This is a genomic window from Streptomyces sp. NPDC005774, assembly GCF_042871645.1.
In the GTDB taxonomy this organism is placed as follows: Bacteria; Actinomycetota; Actinomycetes; order Streptomycetales; family Streptomycetaceae; genus Streptomyces; species Streptomyces pratens.
Genome location: NZ_JBIAIV010000011.1, coordinates 172,704 through 190,125 on the forward strand (window position 1 = coordinate 172,704; position 17,422 = coordinate 190,125).

At 71.4% G+C, this 17,422-nt stretch carries 13 protein-coding genes; 8 read left to right on the plus strand and 5 right to left on the minus strand.

Annotated features, from left to right (window positions below; genetic code table 11):
- Positions 1–190: 190 nt before the first annotated feature.
- Positions 191–1,516 (minus strand): radical SAM protein, encoded by a 1,326-nt coding sequence (locus ACFYQA_RS13665; protein ID WP_388916070.1) that lies wholly within the window; start codon positions 1,514–1,516, stop codon positions 191–193.
- A gap of 285 nt (positions 1,517–1,801) precedes the next feature.
- On the opposite strand from ACFYQA_RS13665, the gene ACFYQA_RS13670 reads away from it, so the two are divergent.
- The 6 genes from ACFYQA_RS13670 (at position 1,802) to ACFYQA_RS13695 (ending at position 10,948) form a co-directional block, all read left to right on the plus strand.
- Complete coding sequence (locus tag ACFYQA_RS13670) at positions 1,802–3,058, plus strand: FAD-binding protein (RefSeq protein ID WP_388916072.1); 1,257 nt, start codon at positions 1,802–1,804, stop codon at positions 3,056–3,058.
- A gap of 126 nt (positions 3,059–3,184) precedes the next feature.
- Complete coding sequence (locus ACFYQA_RS13675; protein ID WP_388916074.1) at positions 3,185–4,453, plus strand: ROK family transcriptional regulator; 1,269 nt, start codon at positions 3,185–3,187, stop codon at positions 4,451–4,453.
- Positions 4,454–4,795: 342 nt separating this feature from the next.
- Complete coding sequence (locus tag ACFYQA_RS13680; protein WP_388916076.1) at positions 4,796–6,061, plus strand: ABC transporter substrate-binding protein; 1,266 nt, start codon at positions 4,796–4,798, stop codon at positions 6,059–6,061.
- Between the two features lie 22 nt (positions 6,062–6,083).
- Entirely contained in the window at positions 6,084–7,046 is a 963-nt protein-coding gene (locus ACFYQA_RS13685; protein ID WP_388916079.1) for a carbohydrate ABC transporter permease, read from the plus strand.
- Between the two features lie 92 nt (positions 7,047–7,138).
- The gene (locus ACFYQA_RS13690; protein ID WP_388916153.1) at positions 7,139–8,023 is read left to right on the plus strand and encodes a carbohydrate ABC transporter permease; all 885 of its coding nucleotides are present in this window, start codon (positions 7,139–7,141) and stop codon (positions 8,021–8,023) included.
- Positions 8,024–8,035: 12 nt separating this feature from the next.
- On the plus strand, positions 8,036–10,948 hold the full coding sequence (locus ACFYQA_RS13695; protein ID WP_388916082.1) for a glycoside hydrolase family 2 TIM barrel-domain containing protein: 2,913 nt from the start codon (positions 8,036–8,038) through the stop codon (positions 10,946–10,948).
- 86 nt (positions 10,949–11,034) lie between these two features.
- Here the strand turns inward: ACFYQA_RS13695 and ACFYQA_RS13700 are convergent, their stop codons facing one another.
- Positions 11,035–11,577, minus strand: coding sequence for a hypothetical protein (locus ACFYQA_RS13700; protein WP_388916085.1), 543 nt, complete (start codon positions 11,575–11,577; stop codon positions 11,035–11,037).
- Complete coding sequence (locus tag ACFYQA_RS13705; RefSeq protein WP_388916088.1) at positions 11,559–13,298, minus strand: PHP domain-containing protein; 1,740 nt, start codon at positions 13,296–13,298, stop codon at positions 11,559–11,561. Before ACFYQA_RS13705 ends, ACFYQA_RS13700 begins: the two co-directional genes overlap by 19 nt.
- Before the next feature lie 434 nt (positions 13,299–13,732).
- On the opposite strand from ACFYQA_RS13705, the gene ACFYQA_RS13710 reads away from it, so the two are divergent.
- Together ACFYQA_RS13710 and ACFYQA_RS13715 are read left to right on the plus strand one after the other, a co-directional pair.
- Positions 13,733–15,181 carry a hypothetical protein gene (locus ACFYQA_RS13710; protein WP_388916091.1) on the plus strand — a complete coding sequence of 483 codons (1,449 nt, stop codon included), beginning with the start codon at positions 13,733–13,735 and terminating at the stop codon, positions 15,179–15,181.
- A 51-nt stretch (positions 15,182–15,232) separates the two neighbouring features.
- Positions 15,233–16,027, plus strand: a complete 795-nt coding sequence (locus ACFYQA_RS13715) for a hypothetical protein (RefSeq protein WP_388916094.1) — start codon at positions 15,233–15,235, stop codon at positions 16,025–16,027.
- On the opposite strand, the gene ACFYQA_RS13720 is transcribed toward ACFYQA_RS13715, so the two are convergent.
- Positions 16,014–16,439: an NUDIX hydrolase gene (locus ACFYQA_RS13720; RefSeq protein ID WP_388916097.1), complete on the minus strand. Its 426-nt coding sequence runs from the start codon at positions 16,437–16,439 to the stop codon at positions 16,014–16,016. The two genes, ACFYQA_RS13715 and ACFYQA_RS13720, sit on opposite strands and share 14 nt — an antisense overlap.
- A gap of 64 nt (positions 16,440–16,503) precedes the next feature.
- Positions 16,504–17,355 (minus strand): isocitrate lyase/phosphoenolpyruvate mutase family protein, encoded by an 852-nt coding sequence (locus tag ACFYQA_RS13725; protein ID WP_388916099.1) that lies wholly within the window; start codon positions 17,353–17,355, stop codon positions 16,504–16,506.
- Positions 17,356–17,422: the final 67 nt, after the last annotated feature.

Below are 17,422 nucleotides of genomic sequence, written 5' to 3' on the forward strand. Positions count from 1 at the left end.
GCCCTCGGGGCGATGGACGAGCTTTTCACGATCTCGACACAACTGACAAGCGCTGTCTCCGCTTCGGGCAGCACGGCGCCCGCGTACGCGCCTCTCGCTCACGTCCCTCGCCGGAGAATACGTAAGGAAGGCCGGAACGTCTCGGTTCCGGCCTTCCTTGTTTCCTCAGCCCCTCACAGCCCTCGCGGGATCACGCCTCGACGGGCTCCTGCGCCGGGAGGCTGTCCATGAAGGAGCTGACGGAGAACACCGCGCGCCCCGGTCCGGGCTCACCGTAGCCGGGGGGCGAGGCCAGGCCGAATTCGTCCATCGTGGCGCGGTAGGCCTCGAGCAGCCGGATGTGGTACTCCAGCGGCGCGCCCTGCGGGTTGGCCTTGCCGAGCGGGGTCGTCGGCTCGGGGCACCAGGTGGTGAAGCGGGGCGTGATGCCGTGCGACATGAAGAAGCGCAAGCCCTCGGTGGTGGAGGCGATGGCCTCGTCGACAGTGGTGAAGCCGGAGGGCTCGGCCATCTCCACGCCCGCCACGAAGTTGGGGATCACATTGCGCGCGCCGAAGATGTCCGCGGAGTCCAGGATGCGCTTGTGCCACTCGTCGCGGCCGACGTAGCGCTCCTTGCCGGGGCAGTACAGCTCGAACAGGCGGCGGTCCCACACCTCGTAGTTGGGGTGGTAGATCTGCACGCCGTAGTCCTTGAAGCGCTGCACGTCGTCCCTGGGCAGCGCCTGGGCGACGACCTTGCCGATCCAGCGGCCGGGGAAGCGCTCCTCGATGGCCTTGGCGTAGTGCCCGTAGAAGTCGGCCTCGTCACGGCCGGCGAGCGTCTTGGTGATCGCGCCGCCGGTCAGCGTGTAGGCGGTGGACGCCTTCGCCGTGTCGTACCGGTCGATGATCTCCAGCGCCTCGAGGACCTCCTCGGCCTCCTTGACCCCGGTGTAGGGGCGGCCGGCCGCCTTGTGCTGGCGCCAGTTGTGGTTGATGTCGCAGTACTGGCACTCCTCCTTGGCGCCGAAGTACTGGCAGACCCGGAAGACGGTCAGGTAGATCAGGTAGCCCCACTGGATGGTCGGGGCGACCTCCATGACCGACTTCCCGTTGGAGAGGGTGTGCCGGTAGTACTCGGGCATCGGCGGCACGCCGACGTCCGAGATGCGCTTCCCGTCGAGGTAGAGCCCGAGCACGCCGTCCTCGTTCGCGGCGACCCGGTACGGGGAGGCAGGGTTCACCCGCACGGAGACGACGGTGCGGCGCAGGTCGTAGGGGCCGCCGGTGAGGATGATCTCCTCGGGCGGGCGCCGGAGCGCGGCCTCACCCAGCTCGGGCAGGGTGCCGTGGTCGAAGGAGAAGATGAAGTACGACTTCGGTTTGACCTCGCCCTTCTCGTTGTCGCTGAGGGCGGACGGATCGAAGGCGATCCCGCCCCGGAGCAGGTCCTCCTTGAAAACGGCCTCGCGCGGCACATGCGGGAACCGCTCCATCAAATCCTCGACCAGCGCGGTACGGCTGCCGCTGCCCATCCCGTGTCTCCTTCCGGCTCGGACGTACGACTCCCGGCTCGGACGTACGACTCCTCACGGTATGCCCCCGCCCCTCGGTCCGTGGGGCCGGGGCCCCGACGTGATCCGGGGCACATCCCCGGACCTGCGAAAACAGTACGTTCTCCGGGCGGCTGCCGGGCCTCGGTGCCGTGCGGGTCCCGTACCGGCCCCCGCGGGGAGGCGGCCGGGCGACACGTACCCCGGGCCCCGCGATAAATTCCGGCGGGGACCTTTCCGGTCCCGCACCTCGGGGAAGGACGACCGATGACCGGGACCGTGACCAACTGGGCGGGCAACATCACATACGCCGCCAAGGAGCTGCACCGCCCGCACACCCTGGACACGCTGCGCGCGCTGGTCGCCGGGAGCAGCCGGGTACGGGTCCTGGGCAGCGGGCACTCCTTCAACGCGATAGCCGAGCCGGGCGAGGCCGGCGTCCTGCTCTCGCTCGACGCCCTGCCCGCCCAGGTGGACGTGGACACGACGGCCCGGACGGTGCGGGTGGGCGGCGGCGTGCGGTACGCGGAGCTGGCCCGCCGGGTGCACGAGCGGGGGCTCGCGCTGCCGAACATGGCGTCGCTGCCGCACATCTCGGTGGCCGGGTCGGTCGCCACCGGCACGCACGGCTCCGGGGTCAGGAACGGCCCGCTCTCCTCGGTGGTGCGCGAGGTGGAGCTGGTCACGGCGGACGGTTCGACGGTACGGATCGGCCGCGAGGACAAGGCCCGCTTCGGCGGTGCGGTCACCTCACTCGGGGCGCTCGGTGTCGTCACGGCACTCACCCTGGACCTGGAGCCGGCGTTCGACGTCGAGCAGCACCTGTTCACCGAGCTGCCGCTCGACGGGCTGGACCTCGCCACCTTCGAGACGGTGATGTCGGCCGCGTACAGCGTGAGCCTGTTCACCGACTGGAGGGCTCCGGGGTTCCGGCAGGTGTGGGTGAAGCGGCGTACGGACCAGCCGCTGCCGGACTTCCCCTGGGCACCGCCCGCGACCGAGAAGCTGCACCCCGTCCCGGGCATGCCGGCGATCAACTGCACGGACCAGTTCGGCGTGCCGGGGCCGTGGCACGAGCGGCTGCCGCATTTCCGCGCGGAGTTCACCCCGAGCAGCGGCGAGGAACTGCAGTCGGAGTATCTGCTGCCGCGCCGGTTCGCCGTCGACATGCTGCATACGATCGACAGTATCCGGGAGACGGTCTCCCCCGTACTGCAGACCTGCGAGGTGCGGACCGTGGCCGCCGACGGCCAGTGGCTCAGCCCCTCCTACGACCGGGACACCGTGGCCGCCCACTTCACCTGGGTCGCGGACACGCCCGCGGTGCTGCCCGTGGTCCGGCGCCTGGAGGAGGCACTGGCCCCCTTCGACGCACGGCCGCACTGGGGAAAGGTGTTCACCACCCCGGCGGCGAAGCTGCGCGCCCTCTACCCGAGGCTCGACGACTTCCGGACCCTGGCCCGGTCGCTGGACCCGGAGGGCAGGTTCAGCAACGCGTTCGTGCGGGACGTCCTGGGCGACTGACCGCGCCCGGTGTCGCCGGCCGGCCCGGCCTACTTCGTACAGCCCCTTTCCAAACCCCTTGTCGAACGTCGGCACCGGCCATAGCCTTGCCGCGCGCCGGTGCCGACGCCGCCCGGCACGGCAGGGATGGGGGCACCTCCGGTGAAACGCACCTCGCGGGACATCCGTACCGCCAACCGCTACGAGGTGCTGCGCCAGATCATCGCCGAGTCTCCCACTTCGCGGCAGGAGCTGGCGGCCGCCACCGGGCTCAGTCTCGCGACGGTCGCCACCCTCGTCGGCGAGCTGCTCGACCTCGGCATGATCACCGAGGTCGGCTTCGAGGACTCGGCCGGCGGCCGTCCGCGCGGCCTGGTGGCCGTCGACGCGGCGGGCGGCGCCCTGATCGGCGTCGACCTCGCCGAGACGTACGTCCGGGTCGAGCTGTTCGACCTGGCGCTGAACGTGCTGGCCCGCGCCGACGAGGAGATGCGCCCAGGCGGGAACCGGCCCGAGCAGGTCGTGGACCAGGTGGCCTCGGCGGTCGGCTCGGTGGTGGAGCGGGCCGGCATCGAGCCCGCGCGGGTGCTCGGGGCCGGGGTGAGTGTGCCGGGCCAGGTGGACCGCGCCACGGGCGTCTGTGAATACGCGCCGAACTGGGACTGGCACGACGTGCCGCTGCAGGACCTCCTCGCCGAGCGGATCTCCCACCCGCTGTACCTGGATAACCCGTTGCGCGCCTGCGCGGTGGCCGAGCTGTGGTTCGGGGCGGCGCGCGGGCACGGTGACGCGGTGGTGGTCAACCTCGGGACCGGGGTGGGCGCCGGGCTGGTCCTGGGCGGCGGGGTGCACCGGGGGGTCAGCAACAGCGCCGGTGAGTGGGGGCACACCACACTCGTCCTGGACGGGCGTCCGTGCCACTGCGGCAATCGCGGCTGCGTCGAGACGTACACCGGTGCGCCGGGGATCATGCTGAACCTGCGGGAGGCGAGCCCGCACAGCCCGCTGCTGCGCCCCGACGACCAGACGGCCACGATCGACGCCCTGGCGCGGGGGGTGGCCGCGGGCGACCCGGTGGCGGTCGAGGTCCTCGAGGACACCGCCCGTTACGTCGGTGCCGGGATCGCCGACCTGATCAATCTGTTCAACCCGGAGGTGGTCGTGCTCAGCAGCTGGGTCGCGGCCGCGTTCGGCGAGCCCCTGCTCGACGCGGTGCGCGAGGCCGCCACCCGGCACGCGCTGCGCCGCCCGCTGGCCGCCACCCGGATCGTGCTCTCCCCCATTCCCACCGATCCGGTCTGCCTGGGCGCGGCGACGTTCGCGCTGGAGGGCGCGTTGCAGACGGCGCGCAAGAGCAACGGCACGCGCGTCAACACGGCCGCGCGGGCCCGCGGTTCCAGCGCCGGTAAGCCGTAACACCTCTCGCCCCACCTGCGCCCCGAGCTTCAACACCCTTGATTCGCCGGTTCGTTCGTCATCCCGAACGGCGCGCAACGCTTCTTACGGGCTTTGTCCAACCCCTTGCCGAAGCCTTAGCCGAAGGTTAACGTCCGGCACCGCAAGGCCTTTCCGCACCCTCCGCCGCACCACCGCCGGAAGCCGTCCGCCGTCCGCCGTTCACCGCAGATCCCTCTGCTCCGCGTGCACTGCCCCGTACCGCCCGTACCGCCGGCGCCGCCCGTACTTCCCCCGCACCCGCCCGGGTCACCTGCCCCACCCACTTTCCTTCCGAGCCGTACTCGAGACAAGGACGTCGACATGTCGGCATTGAGTACTCACCACTGGGACCGCCGTTCCGTACTGCGGGCTGCCATGGGTCTGGCTGCCGCCGGCGGGCTCGCCGCGTGCGGCGGCAACACCGGCCGGGACGGCGGGTCGGGGTCGGGCAAGCGCCTGGTCCAGTACTTCCACGCCTACGGCGAGGCCGGCACGGAACAGGCCATCAGGCGCTACGCCAAGGCCTACGAGGAGGCCGACGTGACCACGCAGTGGATCACGGGCTCCAACTTCGAGAGCAAGCTGTTCGCCTCCCTGCTCACCGACAAGGCGCCGGACGTCTTCGAGTTCCATCCGCAGATCCAGCTCGTCAAGAGCGGCCAGGTGGCAGACCTGACCGACCTGGTCGAGCCGGTCAAGGACGACTTCAACCCGGCGGACATCCAGTCGCACACGGTCGACGGGAAGATCTACGGCGTCCGGATGATCGACGACCCGCAGTTCTTCTTCTACCGCAAGTCGATGTTCGAGAAGGCGGGTGTCGGCGTCCCCACCACGCTCGACGAACTCCTCGCGACGGCAGCCGAGCTGACCACGGACAAGGTCAAGGGCATCTACCTGGGCAACACCCTGCACCCGGTCGTCAACCCGATGATCTGGGCGTCCGGCGCCGACACCCTCGACGAGAAGAACGAGATCGCGTACCACACGGACGGGGTGGTCGAGGGTTTCCGTACCCTGCGCAAGCTCTTCACCAGCGGTGATCTGCTGCTCGACGCGCCGACCGACTTCTGGGACCCCTCCGCGCTCAACCAGGGGCTCACCGCCATCCAGTGGTGCGGTATGTGGGCGATGCCGCAGATGCAGCAGGCGCTCGGTGACGATCTCGGGATCTTCCCCTTCCCGAAGGTCACCGCTGCGGGCAAGCAGGCGGTCACCAACGGCGGTTGGTCGATGTTCGTCAACGCGAAGGGCAAGAACGTCGAGGCGGCCAAGGAGTACGTGAAGTGGCTGTGGATCGACCAGAAGGAGCACCAGGAGGACTGGTCGCTCTCCTACGGCTTCCACATCCCGCCGCGCATCTCGATCGCCCGGTCCGCCGACAAGCTCAAGTCGGGCCTGCCGGCCGAGGGCGTCAGGCTGTTCAACGAGTTCGGGCACTTCGACAACATCGGCTGGACCCAGGCCATGATCACCGCCTTGGAGGACGTCCTCGCCGACTGCGTCCGCAAGGGCGGTGACCCGGAGAGTGCGCTCGACAAGGCCGACGCGACGGTCGACCGCGAGCTGCAGAAGCTGTTCGGATAGACCGCGGACGGGCAGCGACGAGATGTCGACCACCACCGCGCGCGGTGCCGCCCGCCCCGCCCCGGCCAAGGGCTCCCCCCGGCCGCGGCGACCGCTGCGGACCAGCAGCACCTTCAACTTCTGGCTGTTCACCGGGCCCTTCCTCCTCGGCCTGCTGATCTTCGTCTATGTACCGATCCTGTGGAGTGCGTGGCTGTCCCTCTTCGAGGCCCGGTTCACCGTCACGCCCAGCGAGTTCACCGGCTTCGAGAACTACCGGGTCATGCTGACGGACGAGCAGTTCATGGGCTCGCTGGGCACCTTCACGGTGTTCGCGGCGCTCATCGTCCCGACCACCTGGGCGCTGTCGCTGGCGCTCGCGCTCGCGGTGAACCGGCTGCGGTTCATGCGGGCCTTCTTCCGCTCGGTCTTCTTCCTGCCGACGGCGGTGAGTTATGTCGCCGCCTCGCTCATCTGGAAGATGTCCCTCTTCAACGGGGTCCGCTTCGGTCTGGCGAACACCGTGCTCGGCGTGTTCGGCGTGGACAACACCGCCTGGCTGGCCGACCCGAACCCGCCCTGGTACTGGCTGGTCATCGTGACCGTACGGCTGTGGCTCCAGGCCGGTTTCTACATGATCCTGTTCCTGGCCGCGCTGCAGAACATCCCGCGCGAGCTGTACGAGGCGGCCGCCATCGACGGGGCCAGGCCCGGCTGGCAGACGTTCCGGTACATCACACTGCCGCAGTTGCGCGCGACCTCGACGGCCGTGGTCCTGCTGCTGCTCGTGGCCGCCTACCAGGCCTTCGACGAGTTCTTCAACCTGCTGAACAAGACCACCTGGGGGCGCCCGCCGCTGGTCGAGCTGTACTACAAGGCCCTGGGCGACAACCAGGACTACGGCGCGGGCAGCGCGGGCGCGCTGATCCTCACGCTGCTGATCTGCCTGGTGACGCTGTTGCAGGGCCGGTTCATGGGCTTCGGCCGGGGGGAGGACTCCAGGTGACCGCCAGTACACCCGCGCCGGGGACGGCAGAACCCGGGGCGAAGCGGCCGTCGCGGCCGGGGGCGAAGCGGCTGTGGCGGCCGGACCGGCCGGTGGGCAGCCGTCCGGGGCGAGGCGGGCGGGGGGCAGGGGACAGGCGGGCCGGCCGCCGCGGCAGTGTGCTCGGGTCCGCGGGCCTGTACGCCGCGACCTGCCTGGCCGCGCTCCTCTTCCTCGTCCCCTTCTACCTGATCGTCCGCAACGCCCTGTCCACCGATCCCGAGATCACCGGCGAGGAGTGGACGTTCTTCCCGTCCGACATCCAGTGGGGCAACATCACCGAGCCGTTCGACGACCCGACGGTCGACTTCGCCCGGTCCCTCTGGAACTCGGCGGTCGTCGGGATCCTGCATACCGTCGGCACCCTGCTGGTCTGCTCGCTCGCCGGATACGGGCTGGCCCGCATCCCCTACCGGCATACCAACAAGATCTTCTACGCCGTTCTGGGGACCCTGATGGTGCCGACGGCGGTCACCTTCGTGCCCAGTTTCGTGCTCGTGTCGTCCCTCGGCTGGGTGGACAGCTACCGGGGTCTGATCATCCCGGGCCTCTTCAGCGGTTTCACCTGCTTCCTTTTCCGGCAGTACTTTTTGGGGTTCCCCAGAGAGCTGGAGGAGGCGGCTCGGGTGGACGGGCTCGGCTACTGGGGTGCGTACTGGCGTGTCGTCGTCCCGAACTCGCTGAACTTCTTCGCCGCCATCGCGACGATCACCTTCATCAGCGGCTGGAACTCCTTCCTGTGGCCGCTCGTCATCGGCCAGGACCCGAGCGCCTGGACCGTCCAGGTCGCCCTCTCGTCCTACATGACCAACCAGACCGTCAACTTCCATCTGATCTTCATGGCCACGGCCATATCCATCCTGCCCCTGGTCTGCGTCTTCCTGTTCCTCCAGCGCTGGCTCGTCCAGGGCATCGCACAGACCGGCATCAAGGGCTGAGTCAGGAGACCGATGAATTCGCGCACGACGGCGACCGACTACGTCGAGGACGTCTCCCCCGGCCGCGGGACCCTTCCCCCGCGTGCCCGGTACGCGTCCTCGGACGCGGTGTCCCTTTCTCTGAACGGCGGGTGGCGGCTGCGTCTGTCGGCGACGGCGGACGCCGAGGACGACGCGTTCGCCGCTCCCGGGTACGACGCCGGCGACTGGGCGGAGGTGACCGTCCCCGGTCACTGGGTCCTCCAGGGCGACGGCGTCTTCGGAGCCCCCGCCTACACGAACCACCTCTACCCGTTCCCCGTCGATCCGCCGTACGTCCCCACCGAGAACCCGACCGGCGACCATCTGCACGTCTTCGACCTTCCGGAGGACTGGCCCGCCCCGGCCGGGGGCGACCACGCCGTGCTGCGCTTCGACGGGGTCGAGTCCTGCGCCCGGGTGTGGCTGAACGGCACGGACATCGGGGAGTTCAAGGGATCGCGGCTGCCGCACGAGTTCGCGGTCGGCGCGTTGCTGAAGCCCGCCGGGAACGTTCTCGCGGTCCGCGTGCACCAGTGGTCGGCCGGTTCGTATCTGGAGGACCAGGACCAGTGGTGGCTGCCCGGCATCTTCCGTGACGTGATGCTGCTGCACCGGCCGGCGGGCTGCGCCGGTGACTTCTTCGTGCACGCCTCCTACGACCATGTCACCGGGGAGGGCACCCTGCGCGTCGACTCCGAAGCCGACGGGCGGGTGACCGTAGCGGAGTTGGGCATCGACGTCGCGACCGGGGAGCCGGTGACGCTGCCGGTCGTTCCCTGGTCGGCGGAGACCCCCCACCTCTACGACGGGGTGCTCGCCACGGCCGGCGAACGCGTCCCGCTGCAAATCGGGTTCCGCACCGTCGCCCTGGAGGACGGCCTGATCAAGGTCAACGGGAAGGCGGTCCTCTTCAAGGGGGTCAACCGGCACGAGTGGCACCCGGAGCGGGGCCGCGCCCTGGACCTGGACACCATGCGCGAGGACGTGCTGCTCATGAAGCGGCACAACATCAACGCCGTCCGCACCTCCCACTACCCGCCGCACCCGGCCTTCCTCGACCTCTGCGACGAGTACGGGCTGTGGGTCGTCGACGAGTGCGACCTGGAGACCCACGGCTTCGTCGAGCAGGACTGGCGCGACAACCCTGTCGACGACGACCGCTGGACCCCCGCCCTGCTCGACCGTGCCGCGCGCATGGTCGAGCGGGACAAGAACCACCCGTCGGTGGTGATGTGGTCGCTCGGCAACGAGGCGGGCACCGGGCGCGGCCTGACCGCGATGGCGGACTGGATCCGCTCCCGGGACCCGGCCCGTCCGGTGCACTACGAGGGCGACTTCGACTGCCGTGACACGGACGTCTATTCACGGATGTACTTGCCGCACGCCGAGGTCGAGCGGGTCGCCCGCGGGCTCGACGGCGGCTCCCGCCGACGCCGTCGACTCCCGCTGATCCTCTGCGAGTACGCGCACGCCATGGGCAACGGTCCCGGCGGACTCGCCGACTACCAGGCTCTGTTCGAGCGGTACGACCGGCTCCAGGGCGGCTTCGTCTGGGAGTGGATCGACCACGGCGTCCGGCACCCCGAGCTCGGCTACGCCTACGGCGGCGACTTCGGCGAGGAGCTCCACGACGGCAACTTCGTGTGCGACGGGCTGTTGTTCCCCGACCGTACGCCGTCGCCGGGGCTGACCGAGTACAAGAAGGTGATCAAGCCGGTCCGGATCGAGGCCGGCGACGCGGATGGCACCGTACGGCTGACCAATCGGTACGACTTCGCGGACCTGTCCCATCTGGAGTTCGAGTTCTGCCACCAGGTGGACGGCCTGCCGGCCGGCGCGCACCGGCTCACCGTGCCGCCGCTGGCCCCCGGCGAGTCGGCGGAGGTCAAGCTGCCCGAGGCACCGGACGGCGGCGGCGAGGAGGTGCAGTGGTCCGTGCGCGCGCTGCTCGCCGAGGACGGGCCCTGGGCCGGTCGGGGCCACGAGGTGGCCTGGGCTCAGGGAATGGTGGCCCGCCGCGCCCCGTTGCCGGCGGCGACCGGTGTGCGGCCCTCCGTCGACGGGGACCGGATCACGCTGGGGCCGGCTGTCTTCGATGCCCGCACCGGCGTGGTGCGCACCATCGCCGGTGTCGGGGTACGCGATCTGCGCCTGGACGTGTGGCGGGCGACGACCGACAACGACGACGGCGCACCCTGGCAGTCGGACACCCGGTACGGCCTGCTCTGGCGTGAGCTGGGCCTGCACCGCATGCGGCACCGGACGGTCACCGTCGAGCCGGGTGGTGGGGGCGCCGGTGGAGGCGACGGTGAGGCACTGGTCGTGCGGACGCGAGTGGCCCCGGCCGGACGTGAGCCGGGGCTGCGGACGGTGTACCGCTGGACCTCCGACGGCACCCTCGTACGGCTGACCGTGTCGGTCGTACCGGAGGGCGACTGGACGGTGCCGCTGCCCCGGCTCGGGATCCGCTTCGGGCTGCACGCCTCGGTCACCGGCAGCGCCCGCTGGTTCGGCGGCGGTCCCGGCGAGGCGTATCCGGACACCTCGGCGGCGTCGCGGCTGGGCCAGTGGGAGGCCGGGGTGCCGGACCTGCAGACGCCCTATGTCCGCCCCCAGGAGAACGGGGCGCGGGCCGACGTACGCCGGGTGGAGCTCGGCGGGCTCCGGATCGAGGGCGACCCCGAGTTCTGGTTCACCGCCCGTCCCTGGACGAGCGAGCAGCTCGACGCGGCCCGGCACCTCACCGACCTCGTCCCCGGTGACACCGTGTGGGTGAACCTCGACCACGCCCAGCACGGCATCGGCTCGCAGTCCTGTGGTCCGGGCCCGCTCCCGCGGTACGTGCTGTGGGCCGAGCCCACGGAGTTCTCGTTCGTCTTCTCCGCACAGCCGATTTCCGGCTGAGGCGGGCGGGCGACCGAACGCCCCCGCGCCGGCCCGGCGGTGCGGGACCGGCGCGGGGGCGGGTGTGTGGCCGGCGTGCGGGCAGGTCAGTGGTCCGCGCAACAGGGCGTGGGATCCGGGGACTCGAAGGGGACGAGGACGCCGCCCCTCGCCGGTGTGGCGGCGAGGAGGAGCTCGCCCTGCTGCCACTGCGGGCGGACGTGGTCCCGGGTCACCATCCGGGTTCCGGGGTCGGGCGCACCCGGTGCGCCGAGGACTGTCACGTGGCTGATCGCGGATCCCGCGACCAGTTCCGCGACTGTCATCGTGCCGGTGAGCGCCGGCGCCCCCGGGTAGACCACGGCACGGCCGAACGCGTCGGGCAGGCCGGCCGACAGCTCTCCGTGCCCGTCCGCCGCGAGCCGCGCCCACGTGGTGCGCAGGTGCGGCTCGGACGGCAGGGACAGGGAGACGGCGACGCGCGGGCGGTCGCCGCGCACCAGGTGCGTACAGCCGAACGCCCCCTCCGGCAGCTCCAGTTCGGCTGCCAGCCACTGGAGGAGGTGGTCGGCGCTCCGCAGGTCCCGGATGCCCGCGTCGACGGTGAGGGCGTGAGTATGGGCGTGGGGCGTCACGCCGGCAGGACCCATACCGGGTTGGTGTAGAACCACAGGTCGCGCCAGGGGTCGGCGTCGCCGACGACGTCGATGGCGGGGCCCGCCGGGTCGACCTTGGCACCCCTCGCGCCGACGGCGGACCGGTTGCCGTCGGAGCCGCGCAGCCGGACGTACAGCGGGTGGTCGACGCGGCCGAGGTCGTACGTGACGCGGACCGTACCGGCCGCCTTGTCGATGTCGTACGAGCGGGTGACCTTCGCGGTGGGCGCGGTGAAGGTGTCCTTGTCGGCGACGGGGCCGGTGACATCGCCCTGGATGACGTCCACGCGGGCCAGCTTCGGTATGAAACCCGCCCAGTTGGTGCCGCCCGCGAGCGTCACGTCGGCGGTCAGGGCGACCTTGGTCCCCTTGCGGACGTGCAGCGCGCCGCCGAGGGTGGCCCAGCGGCCGCCGCCGGAGACCCGGACGTCGAGACCGCTGATGAGCTGGCCGTGGTCGACCCAGATGCGGCCGGCGCGGATGCCGTCCATGACGGCGGCGTAGGAGAAGCCGTCGGCGCCGACGTGGGTGCGGCTGTACTGGCCGGGCCAGTAGTCGCCCTGGGTGACGTCGATCTGCCCGTTGTACACAGGATCCGGGTAGCGGCCGTCGGTGGTGAAGTCGCCGCCCGTGCCGCGCGCCCCGGTGTCGGCGTAGACCTGGTGGGAGTCGGAGTTGGCGGTGATCCACCAGGGGCGGCCCTCGGCGAGGAGGCTGTCCCACAGGCCGCCGACGGTGGCGGTCATCCAGTCGAAGCCGCCCCAGGTGCGGTAGCTCTCCAGCGGGTAGCCGGCGAAGGAGTTGGCGCTGGGGTTGTTGTCGTAGATGCCGCGGGCGCGTCCCATGCCGAGGGGCTTGGGAAGACCGGCGGCCTGGTGGCCGGGGGCGCCTTCGAAGCCGACGGCGATCTGGTGGCTCTTCGGGGTGGCGTCGCGCCAGGCGCGGATCTCGTGCGGGGAGTCGACACCGCGCCGCGCCGGGTGGTTGGCGAGCATCAGGGCGTCGTCGATCCTGCGCCGTCTCACCTGCTCGGCGAGGAACTCCAGGCCCGCGACGGCGAGCGCCTCGTTGGCGGGGGTGGAGTCGGAGGTGCCCTTCACGCTGCCGTCGTAGTCGTTCTCGAACTGCTTGAGGACGGCGACCTCGTTGCGGCCGGGGTGGACGAAGACGGTGCCGTGCTCGGCGGCCGGGATGTTCCATTCCAGGCCCTGGAAGACCAGGGTGTCCTCGTGGGCGGCGCGGGCCTCCTTGATGTCCGGGTTCACCTTCTCCACGCCGATCCTGGCGTGCGTCTCGCTGCCGTGGTCGGTGATGACCAGCCAGTCCATGCCGTGCTTGGCGCCCTGGCGGACCTGGTCGACGACGCGGTACTTGCCGTCGCTGCTGTACTGGGTGTGGATGTGGTGGTCACCGGCCAGCCACAGGAAACCCTTGCCCTTGCCCCGGCCGCTGCCGCGGCTGTTCCCGCCGGACCGGGCGGGTGCGGCGGCCGCGGTGCTCGAGGACAGCACGCTGCCGGCCGCGAGGCCCGCGCCGAGCAGCCCGGCCCGGCGCAGGAGGGTGCGGCGCGACTTCTGCTCCGGGGAGAGGGCCTCGTCGGGCACGGAGGTGTCGAAGGCGGCGGGCAGCGGCGCCGTCGCCTCGTGCCGGTGGTCGTCCCCGTGGCGGTGAGGGTGGTGCCCGTGACCGTGGCCGTGCGTGTGCCCATGTCCCATATGAGTGCCTCCTGGATGCCACCGGTGGGGGCGGCTGTCTTCCGCGGCGCGATCACCCCGCGTGTGGAGGATGGGGGCACCTCGTGAACGTCGTACGACGTGGGGGTGATCGGCGCATGCCCCTGGTGCGGCGGCTCACCGCACCCGCCCGTCCGGTCGCGCCGGGTCGCGGCCTGAACACCGCAGGTCGCCCACCACGGATGCCGTGGGGCGCCTTGGAGTTTCCGTGCCCCGCTCCGAAGACGCGGTGCCGCGCACCGGCCCAAGGCGGGCGACAAGCATCCCCGTCACCACCGCCGCCCCAGGCCGCCGTCACGCATCGGGCGGCCGTGCCGGGTGTGAGACGGCGAAAACAGCGGTACGGACGTTGAGTCGGAGCCGTTTTCCTAAGATGGAACGAACGCGGATGTCATATGCCGCCCAGCGGGAGGGGGATGAAGCACGCCTTGTCCCCACAGCAGCTCGGCCGCGGTCCGTTGCGGCCCACTCCCCCGGATGGTCCCACCCCTTCCGGCCCGGACGGCGGGACGTCCCGGCCGACCCGGTCCGTGGGCCGGCTGGCCGGGCTCGGATGCGCGGCGGCCGGATACGCCGTGTTCCAGTTCCTGCTCGAGGTGCTGCCCGCCTCCGTCGGCGGGGAGGCGGCGAAGTACCTGATCGCCTCGGTGAGCGGCCTCGGCACCGCACTCTCCGCATGGCTCGCGGCGGCACTGCTGCGGGCCCGCGCGACAGCGCCGGCACCGCGACCGCTGCCACAGCCGCAGCCCACGGCCGAAACCACTCCCCCGACCGGCGGCCGCGCCCCCGGCCCGCTTCCGCAGCTCTTCGCGGCCACCTACGACACGCTCGTCGGCGAGGTGTCGGTCGTCGACGATCCGGAGCGCGGGCGGCTCGTCGGCTGGTCGCACTCGCTGGGCGAGAGCTCCCCGGCCCGCCCCACCTCGGTCGGCACGGCGTACGGGCTGCAGACCCTGCTGGACCTGGGGACGACCGACGGACGCCTCTCCACGGGCGAACTCGCCGACACGCTCTGGCGGTTGCGGCTGCCGGGCGGCGGCTGGTCGGCCCGGTCGCAGGGCGCGCGGGCGCGTCCCGAGGTGACCGCGCTGGTGCTGGGTGCGCTGGCCCGCGCGGGAGCGTCCCGGGGCGGCCGGCTGGCGCGCGAGGTGGACCTGTGCACGGCGGCCTTCACCCAGGACACCGACCGCGTGGGACGCGAGTCGACCCACGTGATGACGACGGTGCTGCGCGGGCTGCTGCGCGCCGCACCCGACTGCGACGCCCTGCCGGTACTGCGGGAGGCGCTCGTCGACGGGGCGGTGAGCGATCCGCACCGGGACCGTCTGCGCTGCTGGGGCTACCGGCTCGACTCGCCGTACGAAGGCCCGTCACCGGTGCACACCGCGCAGGCGGTGCTCGCGCTCGACCGTGCGGCACGCGTCCTGGGCGAGAGCCCAAAGGTGCGGGCCGCCCGTGAGGACGGCGTGCGCTGGCTGCTGTCCTGCCCCGACGCACCGCACCACGTCTGCCAGGACCTGGAGAACGGCCGCGAGGAGGTCCGCCGTCCCCGCCCCGACGACCCGGCGCGCCACGAGGTGCTGAACGTACGGCACTTCACCGCGTCCTGGGTCGTACGCGCCCTGCTGTGCCGGGGCTCGCTGGAGGTGGCCCGCAGGGACGGCCTGGAGGAGACCTGGCGGGAGCTGCTGGACGGCGCGGCAGCCTGCGTGCGCGCAGGGCAGCAGGACGGCATCTGGTCCTGGGGACGGGGCGAGAGCACGGAGCTGCGGCGCCCGTTGTGGATGACGTATCAGGGTGTGTCGGCACTGCGCGCACACGCGGTGTGGACGTACCGACCGGACGAGGCGGCTCCCGCGCGTTGACGCGTAGCACGGGGCTACTCGCCGAATGGGAACCGGAAGGACGGAGTGCGCATGGGCGGTCGACAGGTCTTGGCGGCACGGCGGTTGCTGGCCGAATCCCTGGACGGTGCGTTGCCCGAACGGGACCAGGTGGCCGCGGCCCACGCGGTCGTCGACGAACTCGGCTCGCTGGAAAGGCTCTTGGAACTGGTCGCCGAACTCGCCTGTGGCGAGGGCGATCCCGAGGCGGCGGCCCGGCTGTCGTACCGGCATGTCCTCGGCTTCGACAAGCTGCTGCTGGTGGACGCCGGACCGCGGCACATGCTGCGCGCCCATGTGTGGCACGCGGGTGCGGGCGGCACGGGCCGGGAGGACATTCACAACCACCGCTCGGCGCTGGCCTCGCATGTCGTACGGGGCCGGCTGTGGACGGAGTTGTACGAGGAAGTACCCGAGGGTCGGGACGCGGGGCGGGCCGGGGTTCGGGGCGGGACGCGGGACGAGATGCGGGACGAGACGCGGGACGGCGGCATCGCGACGGCCCGCTTCGAGGAGTCGCTGGCCGAGGGGTCGGCGGACTGGCTGCTGGAACCGGCGGGTCCGGCGCGGCTGCGGCTGACGCATCTGGGCCAGTACGCGGCGGGCAGCACGTACGCCCTGCCGGCGCACACCCTGCACCGCGCCTGGTGCGACACGGAGGGGCCGACGGTGACCCTGTTCCTCGAGACGGGCGGTCGACGGCGCCGGCACACCGATGTGTTCACCCCGGGCGGCCCGCACGCGGGCGCGGTCCCGAAGGTGCCGATGAACGTACCGGGCTATCTGGAGTCGCTGGGCTCCCTGTCGGACCTGCTCAGGAGTCCGTGAGCGCCTGCCGGACGATGTCCAGGTTGTAGTCGTCGATGTCGACGCCGGTCAGCTCGGTCGGGCGAAGCCAGGCATGGTCCTGGTCCGGACTGGGTAGCGTGACGTCCCGGGACAGCGGGCGGACCAGGAAGTTCTCCTGCCAGTTCTTGATCTCGTGCCCGGCGTACTCGCTCAGGAAGGACGATTCGCCGACCTTGCGCACGATCTCACCGAGCAGGCCGGTCTCTTCCTTGAGTTCGCGCAGCGCGCCGTCCGGGGCGCTCTCACCCGGTTCGAGCTTGCCGCACGGGACGCCCCACACCCGGGGCAGGAATCTCTCGTGCTCACTGCGGCGCACCAGAAGCACGCGCCCCTCGTCGTCCGTCACGACCGCTGCAGCCAGCCGTTTGTCGCCGGGGATGTCCATGTCCATGGTTCCTCGGTCCCTCGGTCTCTCGCCGGAGATGAGTACAAAGGTTCTGATACCCGCGAAAGCGTCAACCGTACCAGGGTCGTCCGAGGGACGCAGGGGCGTCGGCCACGCCTCGTACGGAGTCCCTGCTCAGTGCCTGGATCTCCGCGTAGGCGGGTGCGGTGCCGGTGGGCGTACGCCCTTCCCGGATGTCGGTCGCGGCCTCCACCGCGGCACCCAGCGCCCGCCGGTACAGCAGGGACCCGAGGCTGATCCGGCGCACGCCGAGACCGGCAAGCTGCGGGACGGAGGGGCCAGTGGGCGAGTAGAGGATGTTGAGCGGCACGTCGAGCCGGCGCACCAGACCGGCGATCTCACGGGGGTCGGTGAGACCGGGCACGAACACACCCTGGGCACCGGCCTGTTGATAGGCGTCGAGCCGACGGAAGGTGTCCTCCCGCCTGCTGCCGGCGTCCGTATCGGGACCGGCGGTCCAGTAGGTGTCGGTGCGTGCGTTGACGAAGAGTCCGGGGGCCGCCGCCCGCACCGCGGCGATCTTCGCGGCGTGCCGGCCGACGGGCCCGAACCCGTCCTCCAGGTTGATCCCGACAGCGCCGAAGGCATACAACTCGCTTGCGAACGAGGCGACTTCGTCGGGGTCGTCACTGAAGCCGTCCTCGGCGTCCACGGACAGCCAGTACGGTCCCGAGCCTAGGGTGAGGGCGAGCAGCAGCGTCTGCTCACGCGTCGCCGCCGCCCCGTCGGGCAGCCCGGCGCCCGCCGCGACGGCCAGACTGGTGGTGCCGACCGCCCGGAACCCCCGCGCGGCGAGAGCCATCGCGGAAGCGTGGTCCCAGGCGTTGGGCAGCAGGAGGAGTTCGTCGGCATGATGCAGTCCGGCGAACCCGGTGACGGCGTTCGGCGCGCTCTCGGTCATGCGGGAACGCTAGCCGCGGAACGCTTCGGCACCGGCCGAAGTGTGCGGGGAGGGGTGTTCACGAGGA